This window comes from Marseilla massiliensis, from assembly GCF_016899955.1.
In the GTDB taxonomy this organism is placed as follows: Bacteria; Bacteroidota; Bacteroidia; order Bacteroidales; family Bacteroidaceae; genus Prevotella; species Prevotella intestinigallinarum.
Genome location: NZ_JACJJL010000036.1, coordinates 1 through 25030, shown reverse-complemented (window position 1 = coordinate 25030; position 25030 = coordinate 1). Strand labels below are relative to the sequence as shown.

Sequence of the window (25030 nt, the reverse complement as noted above, 5' to 3'; positions counted from 1 at the left end):
ATGCAGTGCTTCCGTCGGCATCCAGCTCGTAGCGGATGTGCCCGTCACCAATCGGTATGGTGTCGGCGTAATAACGGTCGTCCTCACCCAGGCGCGCAATTGTCACCAGGTTGGCCGGCCATCCGTTCAGGTCGCCATTGACAACGCACACTTTCCTTGCGGCCTCCCCGGCCATTCCCGGCATTGCCGCCATCGCCATCACTGCGGCGAGAGCCAAAGTTCTGATGCTGTTCATAATCCCTTTTTATGTTTGTTCATTATCTCTGTCACCTTCGTTACCATGGTTTCGCCGCGCAGGCCGCGCTCCACGATACGCCCGTCGGGCCCGAAGAGGATAATCTCTGGTATGCCCGCTACGCCATAAAGCCCGCGGGCGGCGTTGCCGCTGTCGTAAATCTGTGGCCACACAACGCCCTCATCCCTCACTGCCTTGGTGAAATTCTCCTCCGTGTCGGCCACAAACATGCCGACCACCGTGAGCCCCTTGCCACCAAACTCACGGTGAAGCCGGGACAGATAAGGCATCTCTGCATTGCACGGCCCGCACCAAGAGGCCCAGAAATCGAGCAACACGTAACCACGGCCACAGCCTACGTAGTCGCCAAGAGCGACTGGGCGGCCGTCCAGGCCTTTGCCTTCAACGTCCTTGAACATGGCTCCCGGCCCAGTCTGCCCGCGCGCAGCGAGCATACGGTTGCGCTCTTCCACCTTCCGTATCTCCCGCCGCGCCACAGACGTTGACCGCAACCGTGGGCCAAGCTCTGCCAATACGGCAGCCTTATCACCGAGCCTCATGTTGGCCCAAAAGCCGGAATTGAGTAGAAGATGCCCCAGGGCGTCATCTTCATGGCCGGCGAAATACTTTCTGAAAATTTTGTGGTAGTAGTCCTTAACACGCCTTACGGCCACATTTTCGCGCCCGGCCTCGTCGGCTACAGTGGCTTCAACATCGTTCCATATCTTCCTGACCACCGAATCTTTTGCCTCATCTTCAAGCTCCATCTGAAAAGCCATGTCGTTCAGCGCCGTGCCCCGTCCGCAACGCAGCGAATCGAAATCAATGACAATGTTGCCCGGTTCCAAAATGAAGTTGGCGTAAACATCGTCGCCAACGTCCACCCTGCAATACCGCGCCACGTCAGTTTGCCCGCTGAAAACAACCCTGCCATCCGTCACGACAGCACTGTCCAACGGCGTACGGCCATTGTAAGGGTCTATGTAAACCGTCTTCCCATCGAACTCATGGCTGCCCACACTGCCCGTAACGGCATACGCCCCACTTGCCACTTGGGCCTGCCCGGAAGCGTAAACCATGGCCAATGCTGCCGCAAAAACATATCTCTCAATACCCATCATGCCCATGAAAATCAATAATACACTACAATTCTAACATAAAAACGGCCATTACATCAAGACAAAAACCTATATCCGATGCTGCCAAAAAGTAAACATAATAAAAAAAACACCATATATCAACCCGATTGCAAAGGTAGCATTTTTAAGCATAACGACAAAGGAAGCACAAGGCTTTTAACTAAATTTTTTAGGTGAAAACGCCTTTGCAACCACACCACAACACTGTCAAGGCACCACTAAACCGAGGCAACGCGTATGCCACACATCACATCAGCCATAACAGCCTGAATGACAACGGATTGCAAGACATGCCGTTTTACGATGCAATACGGGCCGTCTTAGGGCCTGAAACGGGTCGTTTTGCAACGCAATACCACCCATATCGGTGGGGCGCAAAACAAACGGCACACAGAGGCAAGCCCGGTTGGGCCGCAACGGCCCGTGGGCAACGAATTGCGCAACAGCCCGCACAGCAATGGCCTGCCACTGCCGGCATGCCATACGATAGACGCAACCTGAAAGCCGTGAATGGCCCGCGAGGGGCAAAAAGCAGTAAAAGAAAGTTAAATACACCGGCATATAAGCCCATATAATGGCAAAAATGCGTATCTTTGCAAATTGAAACCACATTATATAATAAAGCTGTAAAAGCGTGAAGATAAAGGAAGTGATATGCGCCCTTGAACGATTCGCGCCTCTGCCCTTGCAGGAAGACTGGGACAATGCCGGCCTGCAACTGGGACTGACGGAGACGGAAGCATCAGGGGCTTTATTGTGCCTTGACGTCAACGAGCGCATCGTTGACGAGGCAATAAGCAAGGGTTGCAACCTGATAGTGTCGCATCACCCGCTGCTTTTCCGCGGACTGAAAACGATATCCGATGCCGACTACGTGCAGCGCACGGTGATGAAAGCCATACGCGCGGGCATAGCCGTGGTGTCTATGCACACCAACATGGACAACGCCCGCGGCGGCGTAAACTTCAAGATGGCCGAGAAGATGGGCCTGGCCGACGTTGAATTCTTTGCCCCCAAGGGCGGAGGGGCCGATGCTGGCAGCGGCGTTATCGGGTCGCTGCCACAGGCCGTGGCCGCCGACGACTTCGTGATAGGCGTCAAGAAGCAGTTCGACGTGGAGTGCGCCATGTGCAACGAGTTGCTGCGCCGCCCCATCCGGCGCGTGGCCATCTGCGGCGGGGCGGGCGACTTCCTGCTGGGCGAGGCCATAAAGGCAGGTGCCGACGCCTTCGTGACGGGAGAGATGCACTACCACGTTTACTTCGGCCACGAGCAGGAAATACAGATTTGCGTAATAGGCCACTACCAAAGCGAGCAATACACCAACGAGATATTCAAATCAATAATCGGCGAGGCGTGCCCGGATCTGCCCCTGTTCCTGGCAGAAACGAACACGAATCCCATAATATACTTATAATCATGGCAAAGAAAGATCCCACAGAACTGTCAGTAGAAGAGAAGCTGAAAACGCTCTATCAGTTGCAGACCACACTCTCGGCCATCGACGAGAAGAAGGCCCTTAGGGGCGAGCTGCCCCTGGAAGTGCAAGACCTCGAAGACGAAATAGAGGGCTTGACGATACGCATCGACAAAATAAAGCGCGAGATAGACGAGTTCCAGAAGGCCGTAAGCCAGAAGAAGGCCGAGATAAACGAGGCACAGGCCAGCGTAGAGCGCTACAAGGAGCAGTTGAACGACGTGAAGAACAACCGCGAGTATGACACGCTGAGCAAGGAGATAGAGTTCCAGACACTCGAGATTGAGCTGTGCAACAAGAAGATACGCGAGGCACAGACGCGCATAGAAGAGAAGACCAACGAGCTCCACGAGAACGAAGAGGCCATCAAAGACCGCCAAAGCGACCTCGACATCAAGAAGAGCGAGCTCGACGAAATAATGGAGGAGACACGCGCCGAGGAAGAGAAACTGAAGGAAAAGGTGACTGAGCTCGAGGCAAAGATAGAGCCGCGGTTGCTCACTTCGTTCAAACGCATACGCAAGAACGCCCGCAACGGACTGGGAATCGTCTACGTGCAGCGCGACGCCTGCGGCGGATGCTTCAACAAGATTCCCCCCCAGAGGCAGCTGGACATCAAGATGCACAAGAAAATCATTGTCTGCGAATATTGCGGACGCATCATAGTTGACCCCGAACTGGCCGGCATCAAGGCCGAGAAGGTGGCCACCGACGACAAGAAGAAGGCAACAACGCGCAAGCGCGCAATACGCAAGACGGTGAAAAAGGCCGACGACGACATCGTGCCCGAAGCCGAGGCATAATGCGGAGGCTGTCACCATCAGGCTGGACTATGCAGCCATGACACCGCAACCACCATCACGCCTCCCGGCCGTAAGCTCCATGCCAAAGGTCGGGAGGCATGCTTTTTAGCCTCATCCGTTCGCATCAGGCACACTGCCGCAGGCCACACGCCAACATGGCCCTGCCTGCACATTATATATATAAGGTATATAATGAACTTCATTTAAACTTTTTCCAAGATATTTAAATGGGTTCAATAAATATCCATACACCACCCCTCAAACAACCATACGGGGTCGGCGTAAATCGTTTTTCTGTCAACCCGGCACCTGGCACCGGCTGATTCGCACGCACAGCGGGTTTCCCGGAGTCGGCATTCTGGCTGCCGACATCAGACGGGCCGCAGGCAACGGCCGTTGAGCAACGGTCGCACGGCTACGCCACCGGTATGCAGCCAACGTATACTATTGCGCAAAATCAACGCAAATTAAATTGAGGAATCGGGGAAAAATAGTATCTTTGCAGACGAAAATCCGCCACGGTGAAAATGAAGGCAAGTTTGCACCGATTCACCACGCGGCATCTTCGAGAAGATAAATTAAACGAAAGATGGATCCTATCAGCAACGAACATCACCGTTGGCGACTGCCCGCCGAATGGGAAACGCAGGAGTTTGTACAGCTCACATGGCCGCATGAAGACACCGACTGGCAGCCTATCCTGCCACAAATCACGGCCACCTACGTACAAATGGCTGTCGAGATAGCCCGCCGGGAGCGGCTTGTCATCGTGTCGCCACGGCCCGAAGAGGCTATCGAAGCCATTGGCATGGTAGCGGAGAAAACCATATTGGACAACATCACCACCTTTGCCTGCCCCACAGACGACACTTGGGCACGCGACCACGCGTTCATCTCGCTCACCGACGGCAGCCGAAGAAGGTTGCTGGATTTCCGCTTCAACGGCTGGGGAGACAAGTTTGAGGCCGAGAAAGACAACGCCATAAACCGCCGACTCTACGAAGCCGGCATGGTGGAGGGCGAATATGCAGACCACAACGGGTTTGTGCTTGAGGGCGGTTCTATCGAGAGCGACGGCCGAGGCACGGTGTTCACCACCACCGGATGCCTGCTCGCTCCCAACCGCAACCAGCCAATGACACAGCAGGAGATTGACTCTTATCTCAGAAAGACACTCTGCGCAGACCGCATTATATGGATAAACAACGGCAACCTGACCGGAGATGACACCGACGGACACATCGACACGCTGGTGAGAATAGCCCCCAATGACACATTATTATATGTGGGCTGTGACGACCCCACGGACGAACAGTACGGCGAACTGCATGCCATGGAGCAACAGTTGCGCTCGCTTGCAACCACCGACGGGCACCCCTACCGCCTCCTGAAGCTGCCCATGCCGCGCCCGATATATCACGACGGCGAGCGGCTTCCGGCCACTTACGCCAACTTCCTCGCCATCAACGGGGCCATACTCTACCCCACTTACGCACAAGACGACCTTGATGACGAGGCAGCGAGCATCATGAGAGAGGCCTTCCCCGGCCTGGAAGTGGTGGGAATCGACTGCCGCAGCGTCATAATGCAGCACGGTTCGCTGCACTGCTGCACCATGCAGTACCCCTCGGCCGGCCACGGCGACGATGCCGCCGGCACACTATAACCAAGGTATATTGCAAAGACAACAAAACAGAATCAAATGAAAGAACTCAAGATAGGCTTCCTGCAACAACACAACACAGCCGACGTGCGTGGCAACATACTGCGGCTTGCCGAAGGCGTGGCAGACCTCGCACGGCGCGGCGCCGAGCTCATTGTGCTTCAGGAACTGCACAACTCGCTCTACTTCTGCCAGGTGGAAGACGTCAACAACTTCGATCTCGCAGAGCCGATACCCGGCCCCTCGACGCAGATGTTCGGCGAACTGTCCCACCAATACGGCGTTGTCATCGTCACATCGCTCTTTGAACGCAGGGCGCCGGGGCTGTATCACAACACGGCCGTGGTAATAGAGCGCGACGGAACCATAGCCGGCATGTACCGAAAGATGCACATCCCCGACGACCCGGCGTACTACGAGAAGTTCTATTTCACCCCCGGCGACCTCGGGTTCAAGCCCATCGACACCTCAGTGGGGCGCCTCGGAGTGATGGTTTGCTGGGATCAGTGGTACCCGGAGGCCGCCCGTCTCATGGCCCTTCGGGGCGCAGAGCTGCTCATCTATCCCACGGCCATAGGCTACGCGCTTAGCGACGAGCCCGACGAACAGCAGCGCCAGCGACGCGCCTGGCAGACGGTGCAACGCGGACATGCCGTAGCCAACGGCCTGCCTGTGGTCACGGTAAACCGCGTCGGCTTTGAGCCGGACCCGTCGGGACAGACCGGCGGCATACAGTTCTGGGGCACATCGTTCGTTGCCGGGCCGCAGGGCGAACTCTTCTACGAAGCATCCGAAGACGAGGAGGAAAGCATAATAGTCAGCATCGACATGGAGCACAGCGAGCAGGTGCGCCGCTGGTGGCCATTCCTACGCGACAGGCGAATAGACGACTACGCCGAAATAACAAAGCGATACATCGACTGACAACGAGCCGAAGCAACAAAACAGGCAAGCAAAACAAAACAAGCAATCAAACAAAAGAATAGAACATGTCTGCAAACTTAAGATTTCAGGTTGTCGAAGAGGCCTTCAAGAAGAAAGCAGTAGAGGTTGAGACACCAAAGGAAAGACCTTCCGAATACTTCGGAAAGTATGTGTTCAACCGCCAAAAGATGTACAAGTACCTGCCCGCCGACGTCTATGCCAAGCTCATAGACGTGATAGACAACGGCACCAGGCTCGACCGCTCAATAGCCGACTCCGTGGCAGCGGGAATGAAACAGTGGGCCATGGAGATGGGCGTAACGCACTACACGCACTGGTTCCAGCCGCTGACTGAAGGCACGGCCGAGAAGCACGACGCCTTCGTGGAGCACGACGGAAAGGGCGGGATGGTGGAGAACTTCAGCGGAAAGCTGCTCGTGCAGCAGGAGCCCGACGCCAGCTCATTCCCCAACGGTGGCATACGCAACACGTTTGAGGCACGTGGCTACTCGGCATGGGACCCCACATCGCCGGTCTTTATCATCGACGACACGCTCTGCATCCCCACTATCTTCATCTCATACACAGGCGAGGCACTCGACTACAAGGCCCCGTTGCTGCGCGCGCTGCACGCCGTAGACCAAGCCGCAACCGACGTTTGCAAGTATTTCTACAAGGATGTCACACGAGTAAAATGCAACTTAGGCTGGGAGCAGGAGTACTTCCTGGTTGACGAGGGGCTCTATTCGGCCCGCCCGGACCTTATGCTCACGGGCCGGACACTGATGGGTCACGAGAGCGCAAAGAACCAACAGATGGACGACCACTACTTCGGCACCATACCAGACCGCGTGCAGGCCTTCATGAAAGACCTCGAGATACAGGCGCTGGAGCTCGCCATACCGTGCAAGACGCGCCACAACGAGGTGGCCCCCAACCAGTTTGAGCTTGCCCCGATATACGAAGAGTGCAACCTTGCCGTAGACCACAACATGCTGCTCATGTCGCTCATGAAGAAGGTGGCGCGCAAGCACGGCTTCCGCGTGCTGCTGCATGAGAAGCCATTCGACGGCATCAACGGTTCGGGAAAGCACAACAACTGGAGCCTCTGCGCCGACAATGGCGTGTTGCTCCATGCTCCAGGCAAGACGCCCGAGGAGAACCTGCGCTTCGTTACGTTCATCGTCGAGACGCTGATGGCCGTCTACAAGCACAACGGACTGCTCAAGGCAAGCATCATGAGCGCCACCAACGCCCACCGACTGGGAGGCAACGAGGCACCGCCGGCCATCATCTCGTCGTTTCTCGGCAAGCAGCTCAACGAGCTGCTCGACCACATCGAGACATCCGACAAGGACGAGCTGTTCAACCTCAAGGCCAAGCAGGGCATGGAACTCGACATACCCCAGATACCAGAACTGATAATAGACAACACCGACCGCAACCGTACCAGTCCATTTGCATTTACCGGCAACAGGTTTGAATTCCGCGCTATAGGCTCTGAAGCCAACTGCGCCAGCGCAATGATTGCGCTCAACGCAGCCATGGCCGAGGCACTGACAGACTTCAAGACGCGCGTAGACACCCTCATAGAGAAGGGAGAAGACAAGATAAGCGCCATACTCGACGTGCTGCGCGAAGACATAAAGACATGCAAGCCAATACGCTTCGACGGCAACGGATACTCGGAAGAATGGGTTGAGGAAGCCAAGCAGAGGGGCCTCGACACCGAGAGCAGCTGCCCCATAGTGTTCGAGCGCTATCTCGACGAAGACAACATCAGGATGTTTGAGAGCACAAAGGTGATGAACCGCAAGGAGCTTGAAGCCCGCAACGAAGTGAAATGGGAGACCTACGTCAAGCGCGTCCAGATTGAGGCCCGCGTCATTGGCGACCTCTCCATGAACCACATCATACCCGTATCAACCCACTACCAGAGCCAGCTCATACGCAACGTGCAGAGCATGAAAGCCGTGTTCCCGGCCGACAAGGCCGAAAGGCTGAGCGCAAGAAACATGAAGCTCATAGAGGAGATTGCCGTTTGCACGGAGTCGATAGAGACATTGGTAGACGAACTGGTGGAATCGCGCCGCGTGGCCAACCGCATAGAAAGCATCCACGAGCGCGCCATAGCATACCACGACACGGTGGAGCCGAAGATGCTCGCCATCAGAAAAGAGATTGACAGCCTTGAAATGATAGTGGAAGACGGGCTTTGGACTTTGCCAAAATACCGCGAACTGCTGTTCATCAGGTGATGGAACACCAAAAAACCGGGATGCGGCCGCATCCCGGTTTTTTGGTCCCTGTGACCTCAGGCCGCCGGCCTTGCGGCCGCGCCACGCCCAATCCGGCACGACAGGCCCGCGACAAAGCCATGTGCCACGACCGTCAGCCGACTGCCGCCCCGACGGCAAACCACACCACCGGCACCGCCAGCGCAGGAAGCAGGTTAAGCGTCTTGCAATCCTTGATGCCCAACAGCGACAGTCCGCTGGCCGTAATCATCAGTCCGCCCACGACAAGCAGCTCGGCCATGAGGGCCTCGCTGACAGCCTCGCTCGACAACTCGGCCACAAGATAGAAAAGCCCCTGCCAGCAAAACAGCACAGGGGCGGCAAGCACCATGCCCACGCCATAGGTCGACGCAAACACGGTTGACGACACAAAATCGAGCGTGGCATTGGTAAACAGAAACGTGTTGTCGCCGTTGAGCGCGCTTATCACCGGGCCAAGCATGGACAGAGGGCCTATGCAATAAAGCAGTATGGCCGTGGAAAGGCCGTCGGCCAGGCTCCGCCCGTCTTTCTTCCTGGCCCGCCGCTCCACCATACGGTGAAACCTGCCGTCAATGTCGAGCGCCGTACCTACAACGCTGCCAACGGCCAGAGCCAATATGAAAAGCACCGGAAACCGGCTCTTGGGCATGTTTGCCATGGCCGCATTGAGCCCTATAATGAGGCTTGCCAGCCCCAGCGCGTCGTATAATGCCGTCTTGTACTTATCCTTTATCCCGCGGTTGAGCAACGTTCCAACCAGCGTCCCTACTATTATCGCACATGTGTTTACTACTGTTCCAAGCATAAAAGCATAAGTTTTTCCGACGCAAAAGTAACCAATAATTTCCCAACCGAGCCATTTTAACATCACAATTGTCACCTCATTGGCAAAAAAGCAGTATTTTTGCGGGCTGAAAAAAGACATGTTACACTTATGGACATCATATCCGTGGCCACCCAGATGGTAGTGCTCTTCATGCTTGTGCTTGCCGGCTTTGCCGCCCACAAGTGTGGTCTCATGGGCGGTGAGTTCGACAAGCGCCTGTCCAATTTCGTAATCCAGGTCACCTGCCCGTGCCTCATCATCTCGTCGACCATGGGCGACACCATGCCCGACCGGAGCCACATACCGTCACTCCTGGGCGTTGGCATGCTCACCTACGCCGTGCTCATCATCCTTGCCTACATCATACCGCGCTGCATGCCCGTGCGGCGCGAAGACCGCGGCATGTACAGTTTCATGCTTACCTTTGCCAACGTGGGCTTCATAGGCTACCCCATTGTAGCCTCAATATTCGGACAGAGCGCCGTGTTCTACGCCTGCATACTCAATGCCCCAAACACCCTTACCATCTTCATCTGGGGCATCATGTTCGTAACGGGGCAGCGCAGCGGCGGCTTCCGCTGGCAACTGCTATGCTCGCCGGCCATGGTCGCCACCTACATATCCATCATAATAGTGGCCGCCGGGTGGCGCGCGCCCGAGGTGGTGGCCCGTCCGTTCAGCCTGCTGGGCGGCATGACGGTGCCCGCCGCGCTGCTCGTCATAGGCTCAAGCATAGCCGGCATACCGGCCAGGCGCATGGTTGGCAGCGCCGGCACCTACGTCATGTGCCTCTTCCGCCTGCTCATCTTGCCCGTGGGCATGTATCACCTGATGGCGGCAATAGGCGCCGACCATGAGGTGGCAGCCATCAACGCCGTGCTCGTGGGCATGCCGGTGGCGTCGTTCGGCACAATGTTCTGCATGAAATACGGACGCGACGAGACCGTAATGACACAGGGCACGTTTCTGTCTACACTGCTGTCGGTGGCAAGCATACCGCTGCTGGCCATGCTGATTGGATGAAGGGCCGGGGCGACGCCGCACCTCTCACGCCACGAAAGCCCTGCCGCACACCTTCGGCCGTGGCAACCACATTTGTTTACAAAACACATACTGCTGCACCGCGGCGTCCGTTTGGCATCGCAGGACGGCCCGTTTCGGCATGCAACAAAGGCTGTTTGGCGGGGCCATACGACCCGTTTCGCACATCGACACCACACCGGCGCGCAACCGACAGACAGTCAGGCAACTACACATCCCGGTACCGTTGGAATGGAAAACACAACAAATATTTACAATACTACGTCCACGGCATACAGCGGCTGCTATGACATGCCAATCTAAATAATAAGCAAAGGTTTTGCAGTATCAAACATTTTCCGTATCTTTGCCGAGGATAAGATGCGCTCGAAAGATTGAGAGCATGCTCGCATTGCGCCCGCTTGCATTATCATGCCAGCAAAGCTAACCACGGCAACGGCCCGTGGTGATGCGCCACGTCACGGAGGCCGGGCCCGGGCATAAGGCAAGCATGGAAGGCAAGGCAGCAGCGCCATTGCCGCACACGGCACCGGCAAAGCCGGCCTCACAGCAGCGAAGCGCATCATGCCGACCAAGGCTAATTGGCAAAGAGACAACATTTAATTAACAACAAAACATCGGACATGAACAGAATATGCAACCTTTTCGGCATCCGCTACCCCATAATACAAGGCGGAATGGTATGGTGCAGCGGCTGGCGTCTGGCCTCCGCAGTAAGCAACGCAGGCGGGCTCGGGCTGCTCGGCGCAGGGTCGATGCACCCGGAAACGCTCATCGACCACATACACAAGATGAAGGCCGCCACCGACAAGCCGTGGGGAGTGAACGTGCCGCTGATGTATCCCGAGATAGACCGCCTCATGCAGATACTTGTAAGCGAGGGCGTCAAGATTGTGTTCACCTCGGCCGGCAGCCCAAAGAAATACACCCCAATGCTCCACGAGGCCGGCGCCGTGGTGGCCCATGTGGTTTCGAGCAGCAAGTTTGCACGCAAATGCGAGGAAGCCGGGGTAGACGCCGTGGTGGCCGAGGGCTTTGAGGCCGGCGGGCACAACGGCCGCGAGGAGACAACCACGCTCACCCTCATACCGAGTGTGCGCCGGGCCACATCACTGCCCCTGCTGGCCGCAGGCGGAATAGGCAGCGGCGAAGCCATGCTGGCAGCCATGGCCCTGGGCGCCGAAGGCGTGCAGGTGGGCACGCTCTTTGCGCTGGCCGGCGAGAGTTCGGCTTCGGAGGCTTTCAAGCAACGCTGCGTGGCGCTCGGCGAGGGCGACACCATGCTGTGCCTGAAGAAGCTGTCGCCGACTCGACTGATAAAGAACGAGCTCTTCAACCGTATTTCAGAGGCTGAAGACCGCGGCGCCTCGCCCGACGAACTGAAGGCCATACTGGGCACGGCGGCCTCGAAACGTGGCATATTTGAAGGCGACACCGACGGCGGCGAGCTTGAAATAGGACAGGTGGCTGCATCGGTGGGCACGATAAAGCCTGCTGCCGAGATAATCGAACAACTAATAAAGGGGTATGCCGACGCCAAGGCGAAACTGGCTGAAACCGACTTTTAAACGCCACTCAAGCAAATGACTGTAATGAAAACGATAGCCATAGCCGGTTGCGGCAAGCTGGGCACCATTGTGGCCCGCGCCGCAGCGCGAGGACTTCTGCCCGACTACAAACTCATAGGCGTATACTCGCGCACGCCCGAAAAAGCCCGGGCGGCAGCCGACGAACTGGCCGCCGCAGGCAAGGATTGCCGCGTGGCCGGCACTTTCGACGAACTGCTGGCCCTGCGGCCCGACTTCATTGTCGAGGCGGCGTCGCCCAAGGCCCTCAGACAATGGGCCCTGCCGGCCCTCAGCCAAGGCACGTCGCTGGTATGCCTCTCCATAGGCGCCTTTGCCGACGATGCCTTCTACGACGAAGCCCGCCGCACGGCCGAAGCCCACGGCAGCCGCATATACATAGTGTCGGGAGCCACGGGAGGCTTCGACGTGCTGCAGACGGCAACCCTGATGGGCGGTGCCGAAGCTGAGTTTTTCAACGAGAAAGGCCCCGACGCCCTGCGCGGCACACCCGTCTACGACGACTCGCTGCAGACGGAAGCCCGCACCGTGTTCAGCGGCACGGCAGCTGAGGCAATAAGGTTGTTCCCAACCAAAGTCAACGTCACAGTGGCTGCTGCCCGCGCTTCGGTAGGGCCGGCCAACCTTCATGTGGCCATGCGTTCCACACCGGGGTTCAAAGGTGACACACAGCGCGTAGAGATACGCAACAGCCAGGTGCATGCCGTGGTCGACGTTTACAGCGCAACGGCCGAGATTGCGGCGTGGTCGGTGGTGAGCACGCTCCGAAACATTGCGTCGCCAGTAGTGTTCGTATAAATTGCTGAAAAGGAAATATGGCAAAGAGTGGGGCTTTAGGAGTTAAGGAGTGGACTTGGGGGAGTTAAGGAGTCAAGTAGTAAAGGAGTCAAGACAACAGTTTTGTGAGAGGGAGTTAGAGGGAGTTAGTAAGAAGTTAGAGGGAGTTAGAGGACAATAGTGCCGCTCAAAGGCATACGTCTTAACTCCTTTACTACTTAACTCCTTAACTCCCCCAAGTCCACTCCTTAACTCCTAAAAAGAACTTACGCCAAAAACGCCTCGATGTTGGCCAGCACTTTCTCGCTCAAACGGCGTGAGGCCTGGCGCGTGCGGCCGGTGGAAACACATGCACAACGCACATGTGGATGGCCGAGCAGACCCTCGCAACCGAGCGCCCCCACCGTGTCGCAGTAACAAACGTTGTCGCCATCAATCCATTTGGCGAAGGCTTCACCTTGCCATGCAGGCGACAGTCCGGTGTTGAACAGAATCTTGTGGTTTCCGAGACGGGCAAACTCATCGTCACCCAGCAGCACCGTGTTCTTGTTGAGACAGCAGAACACCACGTCGCTCCACGCCAACAGATCGCCCAAAGGCATGAAACTGTAACCCTTGGCCTTGGCCTGCGGTTTTTCACTACGAGCGAAATAGCCTATCTCTGCACCGAAAAAGCGCATTGCGTCGGCAATCATCCCGCCCGACTTACCCAGTCCGACAACGCCCACTTTCAGCCCCGTTATCTCGCTGGGCTCGCCAAACCATGGTTCCATGCCAAAGCCATGGAGCCGCCTTACGAGCGCACTGACCACATACTCTACCACCCCCTCGTCGCCATAGTCGCGAATGCCGGTGACGGCAATGCCGTGGGCATCGGCGTAACGTATGTCGACATTGGCGCTCTCCGGTGAATACAGCGAGCAGCACATGCCCACGTAACGCACCTCCGGGCACCGGGACAACACCTCACCGGGCAATGCCGACGTGTAACTGAGCAACACGGCATCGGCATCTCCTATACGGTTGACAATCTCATCATCACCTTGCGGCACGTCGCCAAACATGACAACATCTCCTGCCATTGAGCGCAACCGCTCCTCAGCCCACGGCTCAAGGCCCACAGGCTCTATGGCAACCAATTTCCTAAACTTATCCATATCATTTCGGTTTTATTGCAGTTTCAGCAAACAAAGATACGAATTATTGGCGAAAACAAGACATGATTCCCATCCATAAGCCATGTTATGGAGCTTTTGCAGCCCACCGAGACACAACAATAACGGTAAAAGCACGGCAAAACGGGGGTTATTCAGGCAGCCGGCACACCACCCGCCCGCCGGCTGAACGTCGGCCGCAGGCCACAGAAAGTTTTCTTTGCACACGCGCTCATTCGCCATCCCAATATTCGTCGGTTACGTTTTTTTTCTGTAACTTTGTCGCAAATTAACAACTAATTCATACATGACAATCAAGACAGACTGCTTCCTTGCGTGCCGCAACGCAGCCGAGGCCACCCGGATTGTGGCCGACCTGAGCCGCAGCACAGCCGTAGGGAAGATAACGTTGCTGCTGCCTGACGAAACAGACGACATCGACGACATACCCGAAGGGTGCCATGCCATGGCCGTAGGCACCATCACCGGCAGCGACGCAATGGGTGCCATGGCCGGTACGAGCGAGGCCGAATATGTGCTTCTGTGCACTAAAGCCACATCCGTCACATTAGGCGAAGGCGCTGTAGAGCGCATGGTGATGGCTGCCGAAGACTCTGGTGCCGCCATGCTATATGCCGACCACATGGCAGAAGACAACGGTACGGTGAGACCACACCCGGCCATCGACTACCAATACGGAAGCATACGCGACGATTTTGACTTCGGTTCTGTGATGCTCATGCGCACACGGCTTTTGCGCAAATATGCCGCCGCACGCTCCACCGGGCCTCATTACACATATTCAGGACTGTACGACCTGCGGCTGTTCCTAAGCCGGAAAGGCAGGATTGTGCACCTCAACGAATACCTGTACACCGAAAAGGAAACCGACACGAGGGCCAGCGGGGTCAAGCAATTTGACTATGTAAACCCCGCCAACCGCGATGTCCAGATAGAGATGGAGCAAGCCGCCACCAGCCACCTGACCGACATAGGGGCCGCAATAGACCCGTCGGGCTACATCACCCCCGACTTCGACGAGCAGCACTTCGACGTGGAGGCTTCTGTGGTGATACCTGTCAGAAACCGTGAACGCACCATAATCGACGCCGTGAAAAGCGCCCTGTCACAAGAAACCGACTTCGACTACAACGTGATAGTGGTCGACAATCACTCTACCGACAATACCACGGCACTGCTGTCTGGTGTGGACGACCCGAAACTGATACACATCATACCCGGGCGAACCGACCTCGGCATCGGCGGATGCTGGAACACGGCCGTGGCCGACAGGCGCTGCGGGCGCTTCGCCGTGCAGCTTGACAGCGACGACCTTTACAGTTCGCCGGCAACGCTGCAACGCATTGTCAACGCGTTCCGTGAGCAAAAGGCTGCCATGGTGATAGGCTCCTACCGCATGTGCGACTTCAACCTCAACACACTTCCGCCCGGACTCATAGCCCACACCGAATGGACAGAGGCCAACGGGGCCAACAACGCACTGCGGATAAACGGACTTGGCGCCCCCAGGGCATTCTTCACGCCGCTGCTCAGGCAGACACCGTTTCCCAATACGAGCTACGGCGAAGACTATGCCATGGGGCTCCGCTTCTCACGGCACTACCGCATAGGGCGCATTTTCGACGAACTGTACCTATGCCGGCGGTGGGAAGGCAACAGCGACGCCGCCCTGCCAATAGAAAAGGTGAACGCCAACAACCTGTACAAAGACCGGCTGCGCACCATGGAGATAGAGGCGAGGCAGCAGATGAACGAGGGAAAGGCCGACAGAACAGAGACAGACAGCCTGCAAAGGTTCTTCGACAGGCAACTGCAGACATGGCCCGACGCACGCCGCCGCTACCGGCAGCTGCTTGACGTCAGCACACGCGAACTGGCCTGCGACACCCTTACGCTCAAGGCACAATACAATCCGGCGCGGATGGTTTCAACCGGAGCAAGCATCGACAAAAAAGACATCGGCTCACGGCCGTGCTTCCTTTGCGCGGCAAACAGGCCCGACGAACAGACAACGGCGCCCGCAGGGCAAGGCCACGAGCTGCTTGTCAACCCGTTCCCGATACTGCCCATGCACTTCACCATACCATCACTGCACCACGAACCACAAGCCATACGCGGCAACTATGGCGAGATGCTGAGCCTGCTCGAAAGGCATCCCAAGCTGACGGTATTCTACAACGGCCCCCTCTGCGGCGCCTCTGCCCCCGACCACGCACACTTCCAGGCCGGCACAAGCGGACTGCTGCCCCTGCAAACGGCCTGGCAAAGGCTGTGCCGCAGCCTCACGCCTGTGCAAACACGGCCCGACGGAACCGGTATATGGCTAATAGCAGAATACCCATGCGCAGCCTTCCTGCTCAGGTCAAATAACAATGACGACGGCCGACAGCTCTTCGACATGCTCTACAACGCCCTGCCGTTGCGCGACGGCGAGCGCGAGCCCATGATGAACATAGTGTGCTGGCACAACGGCAATGAGGTTCTCTCGGTGGTGTTCCCGCGCCGCAAGCACCGCCCCGACTGCTATTACGCCAGCGGCGAGTCACAGATGATAATAAGCCCGGGGGCACTCGACATGTCAGGGTTGCTCATAACGCCCCGCAAGGAAGACTTCGACAGGCTGACACCCAAGGCCGCAACAGCCATACTCAGGGAAGTGTCGTGCTCGGAAACCGACGTGGCCGACATCATAACCAAAGTGAAGGCTGCCGCAAAAGCAGCCAGATGCGCCAACAAAGCCATGCAGGAACCACATGTGGCCGTAGGCATCATGAGCCGGAAGCGAATAGACTTCACGCTCAACGCCCCCTACTCGGCGAAGGGCGAGACCATCGTGGGCGAACAGACCGTAGAGTTTTCCGAAGGCGGGATAGTGTGGCGGGGCAACCAATACCGCGAACTCACATTCACACCGCAGGCCCCCGACGCCTCGTTCTCGCTGCATGAGGTGACCATAGGCGTGAACTTCCATTGGGAACGCAAGGAGACACAGACGTTCAACGGCTCGCTCCACCTCGTGGTCGAGGCAGACAGCATCACTGCAATAAACCGACTGCCGGTTGAAAAGTATCTCGTCAGTGTGATATCCAGCGAAATGAGGGCCACGTCGTCGGCCGAACTGCTGAAGGCACACGCCGTCATCTCACGCAGTTGGCTGCTTGCCCAAATGGAGAAGAGGCGCAGCCAGCGTGGCAACTCGGGCGGTTTCTTCTCGTTTGCAAAGCACGACGACGAAGCCATAAAATGGTATGACCGTGAAGACCATACCATCTTTGACGTCTGCGCCGACGACCATTGCCAACGGTACCAGGGCATTACGAGGGCCGGCACGCCCTCGGTGGAAAACGCTGTGAAAGCAACAAGGGGCCAGATACTGGCATACGGCGAAGAAATATGCGACGCACGGTTCAGCAAATGCTGCGGCGGAGTGACCGAGGAATTCCAATATTGCTGGGAAGACACCCCGAAACCTTACCTCATCGCAATAAGAGACGGGGCAAAGGGAGCATTGCCCGACCTGACGACAGAAGACGAAGCGGAACGCTGGATACGCTCTGCACCAGAGTCATTCTGCAACACCGCCGACAGGAAAGTGCTTACTCAAGTGCTCAACGACTACGACCAGGAGACTCCCGACTTCTTCCGCTGGAGGGTGGAATACACCCAGAGCCAACTGGCGGAGCTTATATGCAAGAACCTCGGCGAAGACTTCGGGGCAATAACCGACCTCGTTCCGCTGGCAAGAGGGAAGAGCGGACGCATCTGGAAACTGCGAATAGTGGGCACAAAAAAACAGTTCACTATAGGAAAAGAGCTCGAAATACGCCGCGCCCTGAGCGAAAGCCACCTATACAGCAGCGCATTCGTGGTTGACAAAAGCGATATAGCAGACGGCATACCGGGCCGATTCAACATCGTAGGTGCCGGCTGGGGCCACGGCGTGGGGCTCTGCCAGATAGGCGCCGCAGTAATGGGCGAGCAGGGATACAGCTACGACCGCATACTGCTACATTACTACCGAGGGGCTGAAATCAAGGAGATATACAGATAGGACTTACGCCATCACAACAAGGTAAAAGCAAGGAGACTTATCAGTCACAATGAAAACGACACCAAAGACAACCAAACGACGCAGCCCGTGGACATGGGTTCCAACGCTGTATTTTGCCGAAGGCATACCCTACGTGGCCGTAATGACCATATCATTAATAATGTACAAGAGGCTCGGACTGTCGAACACAGACATCACCCTCTACACTTCGTGGCTCTATCTGCCATGGGTCATAAAGCCATTCTGGAGTCCGTTCATCGACATTATAAAGACCAAACGCTGGTGGATTGTGGCCATGCAGCTGCTCGTTGGGGCCGCGTTGGGCGGAGTTGCCTTCACCATCCCGGCCGAATGGTGGCTCCAAGGCACCCTGTTCTTTTTCTGGCTGATGGCTTTTTCGAGCGCCACTCACGACATAGCTGCCGACGGTTTCTACATGCTGGGGCTCGACCAGCACCAGCAGGCGTGGTTTGTCGGCATACGATCGACATTCTACCGCATAGCCACCATCTTCGGACAAGGCGTCCTGGTGATGATTGCCGGCAACCTGGAAGTGCTCACCCGGAGCGTGAGATACTCGTGGAGCCTGATGTTTTACTTCATGGCGGGCTTGTTCATTGCCCTCTGGCTCTACCACAACTGGGCCCTGCCGCAACCTACCGAAGACAACGACAGGGGCAAGATGGGGGCAGGCAAGCTGATAAGCGAACTGGGTGACACCATCAAGACCTTCTTCATCAAGCCGCAAGTCGTGGCCGGCATTTGCTTCATGCTGTTCTACCGGATGCCCGAAGGGCTGCTCGCCAAGGTCTCGGCCCTGTTTCTCATCGACGCAGGACACAACGGAGGCCTCGGCCTTTCGCCCGCCGAATACGGATTGGTTCAGGGCACCGTGGGGGTGATAGGCCTGACCCTGGGAGGCATTCTCGGCGGCATAGCAGCCAGCCGCGACGGACTCAAGCGCTGGCTGTGGCCCATGGTATGCGCCATAACGCTGCCCGATGCAGTATATGTTTACCTGAGCTACGCCATGCCCGACAGCCTGCTGGTAATCAACGCCTGCGTGTTTGTAGAGCAATTCGGCTATGGTTTCGGCTTCTCGGCCTATATGCTGTACCTCATATACTACAGCCGCGGCGAGCACAAGACGGCCCACTACGCCCTTTGCACGGCGTTCATGGCCCTGTCGATGATGATACCGGGCCTCTTTGCCGGTGCATTGCAAGAGGCCGTTGGCTACCGCATGTTCTTCATCATCGTCATGGTGGCATGCTCAATGACGTTTGTCGTGTCGGCATTCCTCAAGATAGAGCCCGACTTCGGCAAGCGAAAAACAGAGCAGGAAGAGCCGGACGCGCATGAGTGCGATAGGGAATCCCCTAACATGAAATAGGCCTTTCACAACCGAAGTGAATGGAATTTGAATTAAATTTGCAAACAATCATCAAAAGACAACGACTTATGCAAAAGACAAGACACTACATCAAAGCCATTGCCATAGCCATTGTGGCGATGGCAACAATGTCCGGGTGCACCGACGACGACACGCAACAAGCATACGACCTCAACGGATACTGGCAGGGAAGCATACAAGGCGACTACTACTCCGACCGCTACGGAGGCGGCGACAGCTGGGACACGGAGATATGGTTTGTGCAAGACGGAGATTTCTCGAACGGCGGTTACGGGCGCGAGATAGACTACGCACGGTACAGCGGTATTGTCAGTGACGTGGAATTTGTGTGGGAAGTGCGCAACGGACGCATCTATATAGACTACGACGACGGCTACCGCATCATCATACGCGACTACGAACTATACCAAAGAGGCAACTCCGAGCACTTCCGCGGCTACTTCGACAACTGGGACACCGGCGAGACCCTGGCTTCGTTCGACCTCATTAAAGTTGGCGGTTGGAGCGACTGGACCAGACGGTATGCCCCGAAGCTCAAAGCCGACGGCCAAGCCTTGCCAAACGACACGACCGGCCGGTGATTGCAACACCACCACCGGCCACAAGCCGGCAGGCCGACACTGCAGACAAACAAATCCCCGGCCGGGGCATCCCGGCCGGGGATTTGTTTGTAAATATCATAACAACGTTGCATGGAAACGGCGCATGAAAACACTTCACAGCCCCGCTTCAGCAACATGCCTCAGTCAAGTACAGTCCCCTTGGTGACCGCAAACCGGCCACCACCGGTAAGGCACAACACTGCCGCACCCAACAGGTAAAGCAGCGGCAATTCTATGACCAGGCCGCCGGTCATGGGCGACAAAGAGAACATCTCAGAGGCGTGAGCCATGAGTATGGCAACCACCATATTGCCGGCGAAGACAACTGAAGCCAAGCGAGTCCATATACCGCAGATTATCATCAGCGATGCCACCAGCTCGGCAAGCAGCGAACCATAGGCAATAAACGATGGCAGGCCGATGGCGGCAAGCATGTCGCCAATGAAACCAACGCCGTAAATCAACTTGTGCATGCCGTGAAACAGCATCAGACCACCTAAAGCGATACGCAACAACAACAGTCCGAAGTCGGTGCTGCGAAGAAAATCCTTTTCAAATTTCATAATTCCAATTCCTTTTTTTATTCAACCTTTCATTCAAAGTGAGGTTGCTATGACGCCGGCCGGGCCGGTTGGGCAACTTGCATTTGCCACCGGCCCAAGGCCGCACTTATCCTGAAACTAATTTAAGACATTGTTTTTAATACATACAAATATACAGTTAATCGTTTGAATACACAAACATAGCGCAGCTTTTAAAGATATTTAGTATTGCTTTTCAGAAACTCTCCATCCTCAAGCTCGAGCAGGGCCACATTCAGTTCACGCTCTTCGTTCATCACTATAGGCCCATACCACGCCACAGGCTCATGCAGAGGGGGCGCCGACATGAGCATCACCCTGGCTCCGCCCTCACCTGCCTCTATTGTCACGGCATCGCCGTCTACGAGCCGCGCTGCGGTTTTCTCGCTGATGTGCGAGCCGCCCGAAACCACGCTGCCAGACAAGGTAAACAGCATCACGGTGTTTTCCGGCTTCACATCGATGACCAGCCTGGCGTTTGAATCGATGCTTATGTCGTAATAATCGAGCGGAACATACTTGCCTTGCCATCCCTTTTGCCCGGCATACTCGCCCGTCAGCAGCCTCAGCGTGCCTCCGTCGAGCTTGAATTCCTTTATCTCATCGCGCAATATGCCATGGTATGCCGGTGCGGCGGCCATCTTTTGCTTTCTCGGCATGTTAAGCCACAGCTGCAAGCCCAACAACCTGTCGCCCGAAGGCTGCTCAGAGTGAAACGCCCCCGAGCCGGCCGTGAGCCACTGCGCCTCGCCGTCGCCAATGGTTTGCTTGCTGCCCAGATGGTCTTTGTGGGTCATGCGGCCCTTGGCTATGAAGCTCACTGTCTCTATGCCACGGTGGGGATGTGCCGGGAAACCGCGCCTGTAATCATCGGGGTTGGTACTGTCAAACGAGTCGAGCATCAGGAACGGGTCGAAATCATAGACCGTCTCGTTGCCCAAAACCCTCACCAGGCTAACGCCGGCTCCGTCTACCGCCCTTACGCCTTTTACTTTCTGAATAACTTTTCTTTCTTTTGTTGCCATATCATTTATATTTTATAATCACATCTCACCAAACTTTCCGTTGCCGAAATCCCTGAAAGCCTTGACCAAATCTTCGTGGTTGCTCATCACAAAAGGCCCCATGCCATAGATTGGCTCGTTGAGAGGCTTACCGGAAAACAGCAGCACCACAGTGTCGTCTTCGGTCGCAACGACATTGAACTCCTCGCCTTTGCGCTTGAACTTCAGCAGGTTGTCTTGCGGCACATCAACGCCGTTGACTTCGACAGCACCGCTAATCACCAGCAATGCCGTGGTGTTTTCCTTCGGGAAGGCGAAGTCGGCCACGGCCCCCTTGCCTATCCTGGCATTGAAAAGGCTCACATCGGTGACGCTCTTTGCCGGGCCAGACACGCCCTTGTATTCTCCACTGATTACCTCTACCACTCCTTTGCCACCGGGCAAAGCATAGAAGCCCATGTCTTCATGCCTTATTGCCTGGTACGAAGGCGCGTCGGCCTTATGGCTTTCGGGCAAGTTCACCCAAAGCTGAACCATCTGGAAATCGCCTCCCCTCGATGCAAACTCTTTCTCAAAAAGTTCCTCGTGCAACACACCACCGGCCGCTGTCATCCATTGCACATCGCCCGCGTGTATCACGCCATGGTTTCCCTTGCTGTCGCGATGGGCCACACTGCCATGGTAGGCCACCGTCACCGTAGAAAAGCCGCGGTGCGGGTGCGGCCCCACCCCTCTCTGCCCGCCAGGCTCAACATGCATCAGCGCATTGTAGTCGAGCAGTATGAAAGGGTCCATGTCGTAGCGTCCGAGACCATCTACCTGCGGTATGAAGTTGTGCACCCTGAACCCGTCGCCAACCATGTGAACTCCCTGCGGGTGAGTCACGAAGTCTATCTGTTTCTTTTCCATTCTGTATGTTCCTTTCTGCCGGTAGCGCTTGTTGCATCCCGACACTTGCCTTCATGCAACAACCCGGCCAAGGCGCGCCAACGCGCAAGCTTTTCAGTCGCACACGACTGACTCGACCTTTTTGGCAGGAAAAGGGTCTTTTAAACGCGAAAAAGGCCCGCCAATGAAAAAACAGTGTAACTTTGCAGTTCCAAGCAAACAAAACCACACAATGGGAAATATACCATCTCAGCAATTAGACGACGAGGTAAGCTTCAAGCTGTATGCCCTCAACAGGCTCATCCAACAGACATACCAGACCTACCTTGTGCCTTTGGGCATCACCTATCCGCAATATCTTGTGATGAAGATACTCATGGAACAAGACGGGGTGCCCGTAAACGTAATCTCTGCCAGGCTCATGCTCGAGAGCAACACGGTCACCCCGCTGCTCCAAAGGCTTGAAAAGCAGGGCCTGGTAATGCGCGGCTACAACTGCACCGACCAGAGGCAGCGCATAATTTCACTGACAGACAAAGGCAAAAGCATGCGCAAAAGCATCGACGACGTGTCGGGCCTGGTGGCCACCTCGCTGTCGGAGATGGACATGAGTTGCTCTGTGGCCGAAAGCCTTGGCCGCCTCCTCACCGAGTTCATTGCCAAGATAAGCTGACACTACAGCCATCGGCGGGGAGCCGCCGGGGCATAAGGCCGGGGAGCCGCCACCATGGGCCACTGACGCATGACGAATGTTCCCGCATGCTTAGCCATAGTCTACGCGACACGACTAAACATGCGGGAAAAGCCATCGGCCCCACCTACAGGGCAGCAGAGCCGGCACCGGCAGCCACACCCGGGGCGCGGCCCCGGCGAAACCGGCCTCACTGCTTCTGCAGCAGCGGGAAACGCCTGCCGTAGGTGAGCATGCGCCATATCCACTCGAGCGGCCCGAAGTTGAAGAAACGCAGCCACAGCAGACTGGAAAGCGCCTCGACGAGCCACACGCCAACGGCCACCGGCACCACCAGCGACAGGCCCATGGATGCCCCCAGGCCCAGGCCAATGCCGTAATATATGGCCATGCCCCAAACAGACTGGCCGATGTAGTTGGTAAGGGCCATGCGCCCGGGAGCAGAGAACAGGCTGAAGACCCTTGCCCGGGGATGCCTGTTGTAAACAAGGCAGATGGCGGCTACATAGGCAAAGCCCACTATGTAGACGCTGACAAAGTAGAGAAGACTGTGGGCCGCGTTGCCCCACGGGTGGCCGTTGACAGCACTCCACGCATATACCACCGACAAAGGCAACCCTGCGCAGCATCCCGTCAGCGCCACCCTGCGCAGCATGCGCCGCCGCATCACGGTGTGGGCATACATGCGCCGCCGCCCTATGCAAAAGCCGATTAGAAACAATCCCATCACCTTGAAGTAGCGGTTGCCATCGACAAACTCCTGCACGCGCACCAAGGCTCCCTGCACCAGAAACTGGAACACGCCGCCATAGCTGTCGGCATCGCGCAGCCAGTAAGCGAAATTGTCGTCGGTGATGCCATACTTGGCGCAATAGTGCTGCTGAAGCCTCACCACGCCGGCCGACAGACTTACGCCGGCAAACTCGCAGGCGAAATCGATTATCACCGGGACGAAGAGCAATACGGCCGCCCACGACAGCAGTGTGCGGTCGGAACAGTTGCGGAACAACGGCAGCAACATACCCATCAGCGCATACAGCATGAGTATGTCGCCGCTCCATATAAACATAAGGTGCACAAAGCCGAAGCCCAACAGTATGGCCATACGGCGGTAGAATATGCGGAAACCGCTGGCCCCGCGCCTCATGGCGTTGCTTATAATGATAGAGAAACCTATGCCGAAGAGCAACGAAAAGATGGTGTAAAACTTTCCATCCACGAAGACATACTGCAAGAAACGCACCCATCGGTCGGCCCCGGCCGTAGGCATGGCTGCCACGGCGTCGGGTTTGAGGAAGGTGAAAAGCGCAAACTCGGGGAAGTTGGCCACCGCTATGCCCACGAGGGCGAAGCCGCGCAATATGTCGAGTATGGCGAAACGCTCTTTCTTCCTTACGGGCATGGCCATGCCGCCATGCCCTTCACGGATATTTTCCATGTGTGTATTTTGTATTTATGTTATAAATGCTGGCCGTAGGCCGTGCCCATGCCGGCATGCCCCCGGCCACACGGCCGGTGCCTACTTTTGCGTGCCCGCCACACCAGTCTGCCAAAGCGGGCCAACAGGCTGACAGTCAGCGGGTTGCGATACGGGTCGTTTTGGATTGCGAAACGTGCCGTTTCGGGTTGTAAAACGGCCCGTATTGCAGTGCAACATGTGCCCCGCTGCCACGGCCAACGGCATGCAGGCCCCACCGGGGCGGCCCGGCCCCATCCTGACGGCCTGCCTGCATGCACTTTCAGAGGCATGTAAGTAGGTGTTCAAAACTAATTGCCATCAAATTGTGCGCTATTTCGGAGATGCATGCCAAAGTCCGAAGAGAGAGCGTAGCGGGCTACGCGACCGATGAGACTTTGGTATGCGGCCCGAAAGA

At 56.5% G+C, this 25030-nt stretch carries 20 protein-coding genes; 12 read left to right on the top strand and 8 right to left on the bottom strand.

Features of this window, described 5'->3' with window-relative positions:
• On the bottom strand, positions 1–235 hold a 235-nt coding region (locus H6B30_RS14635), incomplete at its 3' end, for a hypothetical protein (protein WP_205111899.1).
• Positions 232–1356, bottom strand: a complete 1125-nt coding sequence (locus H6B30_RS16605) for a TlpA disulfide reductase family protein (RefSeq protein WP_205111897.1) — start codon at positions 1354–1356, stop codon at positions 232–234. The genes H6B30_RS16605 and H6B30_RS14635, both read right to left, overlap by 4 nt.
• A 652-nt stretch (positions 1357–2008) precedes the next feature.
• On the opposite strand from H6B30_RS16605, the gene H6B30_RS14625 reads away from it, so the two are divergent.
• The 5 genes from H6B30_RS14625 (at position 2009) to H6B30_RS14605 (ending at position 8499) form a co-directional block, all read left to right on the top strand.
• Positions 2009–2791, top strand: coding sequence for a Nif3-like dinuclear metal center hexameric protein (locus tag H6B30_RS14625; protein ID WP_205111895.1), 783 nt, complete (start codon positions 2009–2011; stop codon positions 2789–2791).
• A gap of 2 nt (positions 2792–2793) precedes the next feature.
• Positions 2794–3654 carry a zinc ribbon domain-containing protein gene (locus H6B30_RS14620; RefSeq protein ID WP_205111888.1) on the top strand — a complete coding sequence of 287 codons (861 nt, stop codon included), beginning with the start codon at positions 2794–2796 and terminating at the stop codon, positions 3652–3654.
• A gap of 589 nt (positions 3655–4243) precedes the next feature.
• Entirely contained in the window at positions 4244–5320 is a 1077-nt protein-coding gene (locus H6B30_RS14615) for an agmatine deiminase family protein (protein ID WP_205111886.1), read from the top strand.
• Positions 5321–5356: 36 nt separating this feature from the next.
• Entirely contained in the window at positions 5357–6241 is an 885-nt protein-coding gene (locus H6B30_RS14610) for a carbon-nitrogen hydrolase (RefSeq protein ID WP_205111884.1), read from the top strand.
• A gap of 65 nt (positions 6242–6306) precedes the next feature.
• Complete coding sequence (locus H6B30_RS14605) at positions 6307–8499, top strand: glutamine synthetase III family protein (protein ID WP_205111882.1); 2193 nt, start codon at positions 6307–6309, stop codon at positions 8497–8499.
• A 133-nt stretch (positions 8500–8632) separates the two neighbouring features.
• Here the strand turns inward: H6B30_RS14605 and H6B30_RS14600 are convergent, their stop codons facing one another.
• Positions 8633–9325 (bottom strand): DUF554 domain-containing protein, encoded by a 693-nt coding sequence (locus tag H6B30_RS14600; RefSeq protein WP_205111880.1) that lies wholly within the window; start codon positions 9323–9325, stop codon positions 8633–8635.
• Positions 9326–9454: 129 nt separating this feature from the next.
• Here H6B30_RS14600 and H6B30_RS14595 point away from each other — a divergent pair, with 129 nt between their 5' ends.
• The 3 genes from H6B30_RS14595 to H6B30_RS14585 all read left to right on the top strand — a co-directional run bounded on the left by H6B30_RS14595 (position 9455) and on the right by H6B30_RS14585 (position 12771).
• Positions 9455–10369 carry an AEC family transporter gene (locus tag H6B30_RS14595; RefSeq protein WP_205111878.1) on the top strand — a complete coding sequence of 305 codons (915 nt, stop codon included), beginning with the start codon at positions 9455–9457 and terminating at the stop codon, positions 10367–10369.
• A 641-nt stretch (positions 10370–11010) separates the two neighbouring features.
• Positions 11011–11955, top strand: a complete 945-nt coding sequence (locus tag H6B30_RS14590) for an NAD(P)H-dependent flavin oxidoreductase (RefSeq protein WP_205111876.1) — start codon at positions 11011–11013, stop codon at positions 11953–11955.
• A 24-nt stretch (positions 11956–11979) separates the two neighbouring features.
• Positions 11980–12771, top strand: coding sequence for an aspartate dehydrogenase domain-containing protein (locus H6B30_RS14585; protein WP_205111903.1), 792 nt, complete (start codon positions 11980–11982; stop codon positions 12769–12771).
• Positions 12772–13016: 245 nt separating this feature from the next.
• On the opposite strand, the gene H6B30_RS14580 is transcribed toward H6B30_RS14585, so the two are convergent.
• Complete coding sequence (locus tag H6B30_RS14580; RefSeq protein WP_205111868.1) at positions 13017–13907, bottom strand: NAD(P)-dependent oxidoreductase; 891 nt, start codon at positions 13905–13907, stop codon at positions 13017–13019.
• A gap of 304 nt (positions 13908–14211) precedes the next feature.
• Here H6B30_RS14580 and H6B30_RS14575 point away from each other — a divergent pair, with 304 nt between their 5' ends.
• From H6B30_RS14575 to H6B30_RS14565, 3 genes are all read left to right on the top strand, one after another.
• Entirely contained in the window at positions 14212–17976 is a 3765-nt protein-coding gene (locus H6B30_RS14575; RefSeq protein WP_205111866.1) for a DUF4922 domain-containing protein, read from the top strand.
• Between the two features lie 49 nt (positions 17977–18025).
• Positions 18026–19369 (top strand): MFS transporter, encoded by a 1344-nt coding sequence (locus H6B30_RS14570; protein WP_205111864.1) that lies wholly within the window; start codon positions 18026–18028, stop codon positions 19367–19369.
• Positions 19370–19437: 68 nt separating this feature from the next.
• The gene (locus H6B30_RS14565; protein ID WP_205111862.1) at positions 19438–19971 is read left to right on the top strand and encodes a hypothetical protein; all 534 of its coding nucleotides are present in this window, start codon (positions 19438–19440) and stop codon (positions 19969–19971) included.
• A gap of 161 nt (positions 19972–20132) precedes the next feature.
• Here the strand turns inward: H6B30_RS14565 and H6B30_RS14560 are convergent, their stop codons facing one another.
• The 3 genes from H6B30_RS14560 to H6B30_RS14550 all read right to left on the bottom strand — a co-directional run bounded on the left by H6B30_RS14560 (position 20133) and on the right by H6B30_RS14550 (position 22486).
• Complete coding sequence (locus H6B30_RS14560; RefSeq protein WP_205111860.1) at positions 20133–20555, bottom strand: DoxX family protein; 423 nt, start codon at positions 20553–20555, stop codon at positions 20133–20135.
• A gap of 191 nt (positions 20556–20746) precedes the next feature.
• Positions 20747–21598: a pirin family protein gene (locus H6B30_RS14555; RefSeq protein ID WP_205111858.1), complete on the bottom strand. Its 852-nt coding sequence runs from the start codon at positions 21596–21598 to the stop codon at positions 20747–20749.
• An 18-nt stretch (positions 21599–21616) separates the two neighbouring features.
• The gene (locus H6B30_RS14550) at positions 21617–22486 is read right to left on the bottom strand and encodes a pirin family protein (protein ID WP_205111856.1); all 870 of its coding nucleotides are present in this window, start codon (positions 22484–22486) and stop codon (positions 21617–21619) included.
• Positions 22487–22697: 211 nt separating this feature from the next.
• Between H6B30_RS14550 and H6B30_RS14545 the strand changes: the two genes are divergently transcribed.
• Positions 22698–23138 (top strand): MarR family winged helix-turn-helix transcriptional regulator, encoded by a 441-nt coding sequence (locus H6B30_RS14545; RefSeq protein WP_205111854.1) that lies wholly within the window; start codon positions 22698–22700, stop codon positions 23136–23138.
• A gap of 208 nt (positions 23139–23346) precedes the next feature.
• Here the strand turns inward: H6B30_RS14545 and H6B30_RS14540 are convergent, their stop codons facing one another.
• Positions 23347–24594 (bottom strand): DUF418 domain-containing protein, encoded by a 1248-nt coding sequence (locus H6B30_RS14540; protein ID WP_239484120.1) that lies wholly within the window; start codon positions 24592–24594, stop codon positions 23347–23349.
• Positions 24595–25030 lie beyond the last annotated feature (436 nt).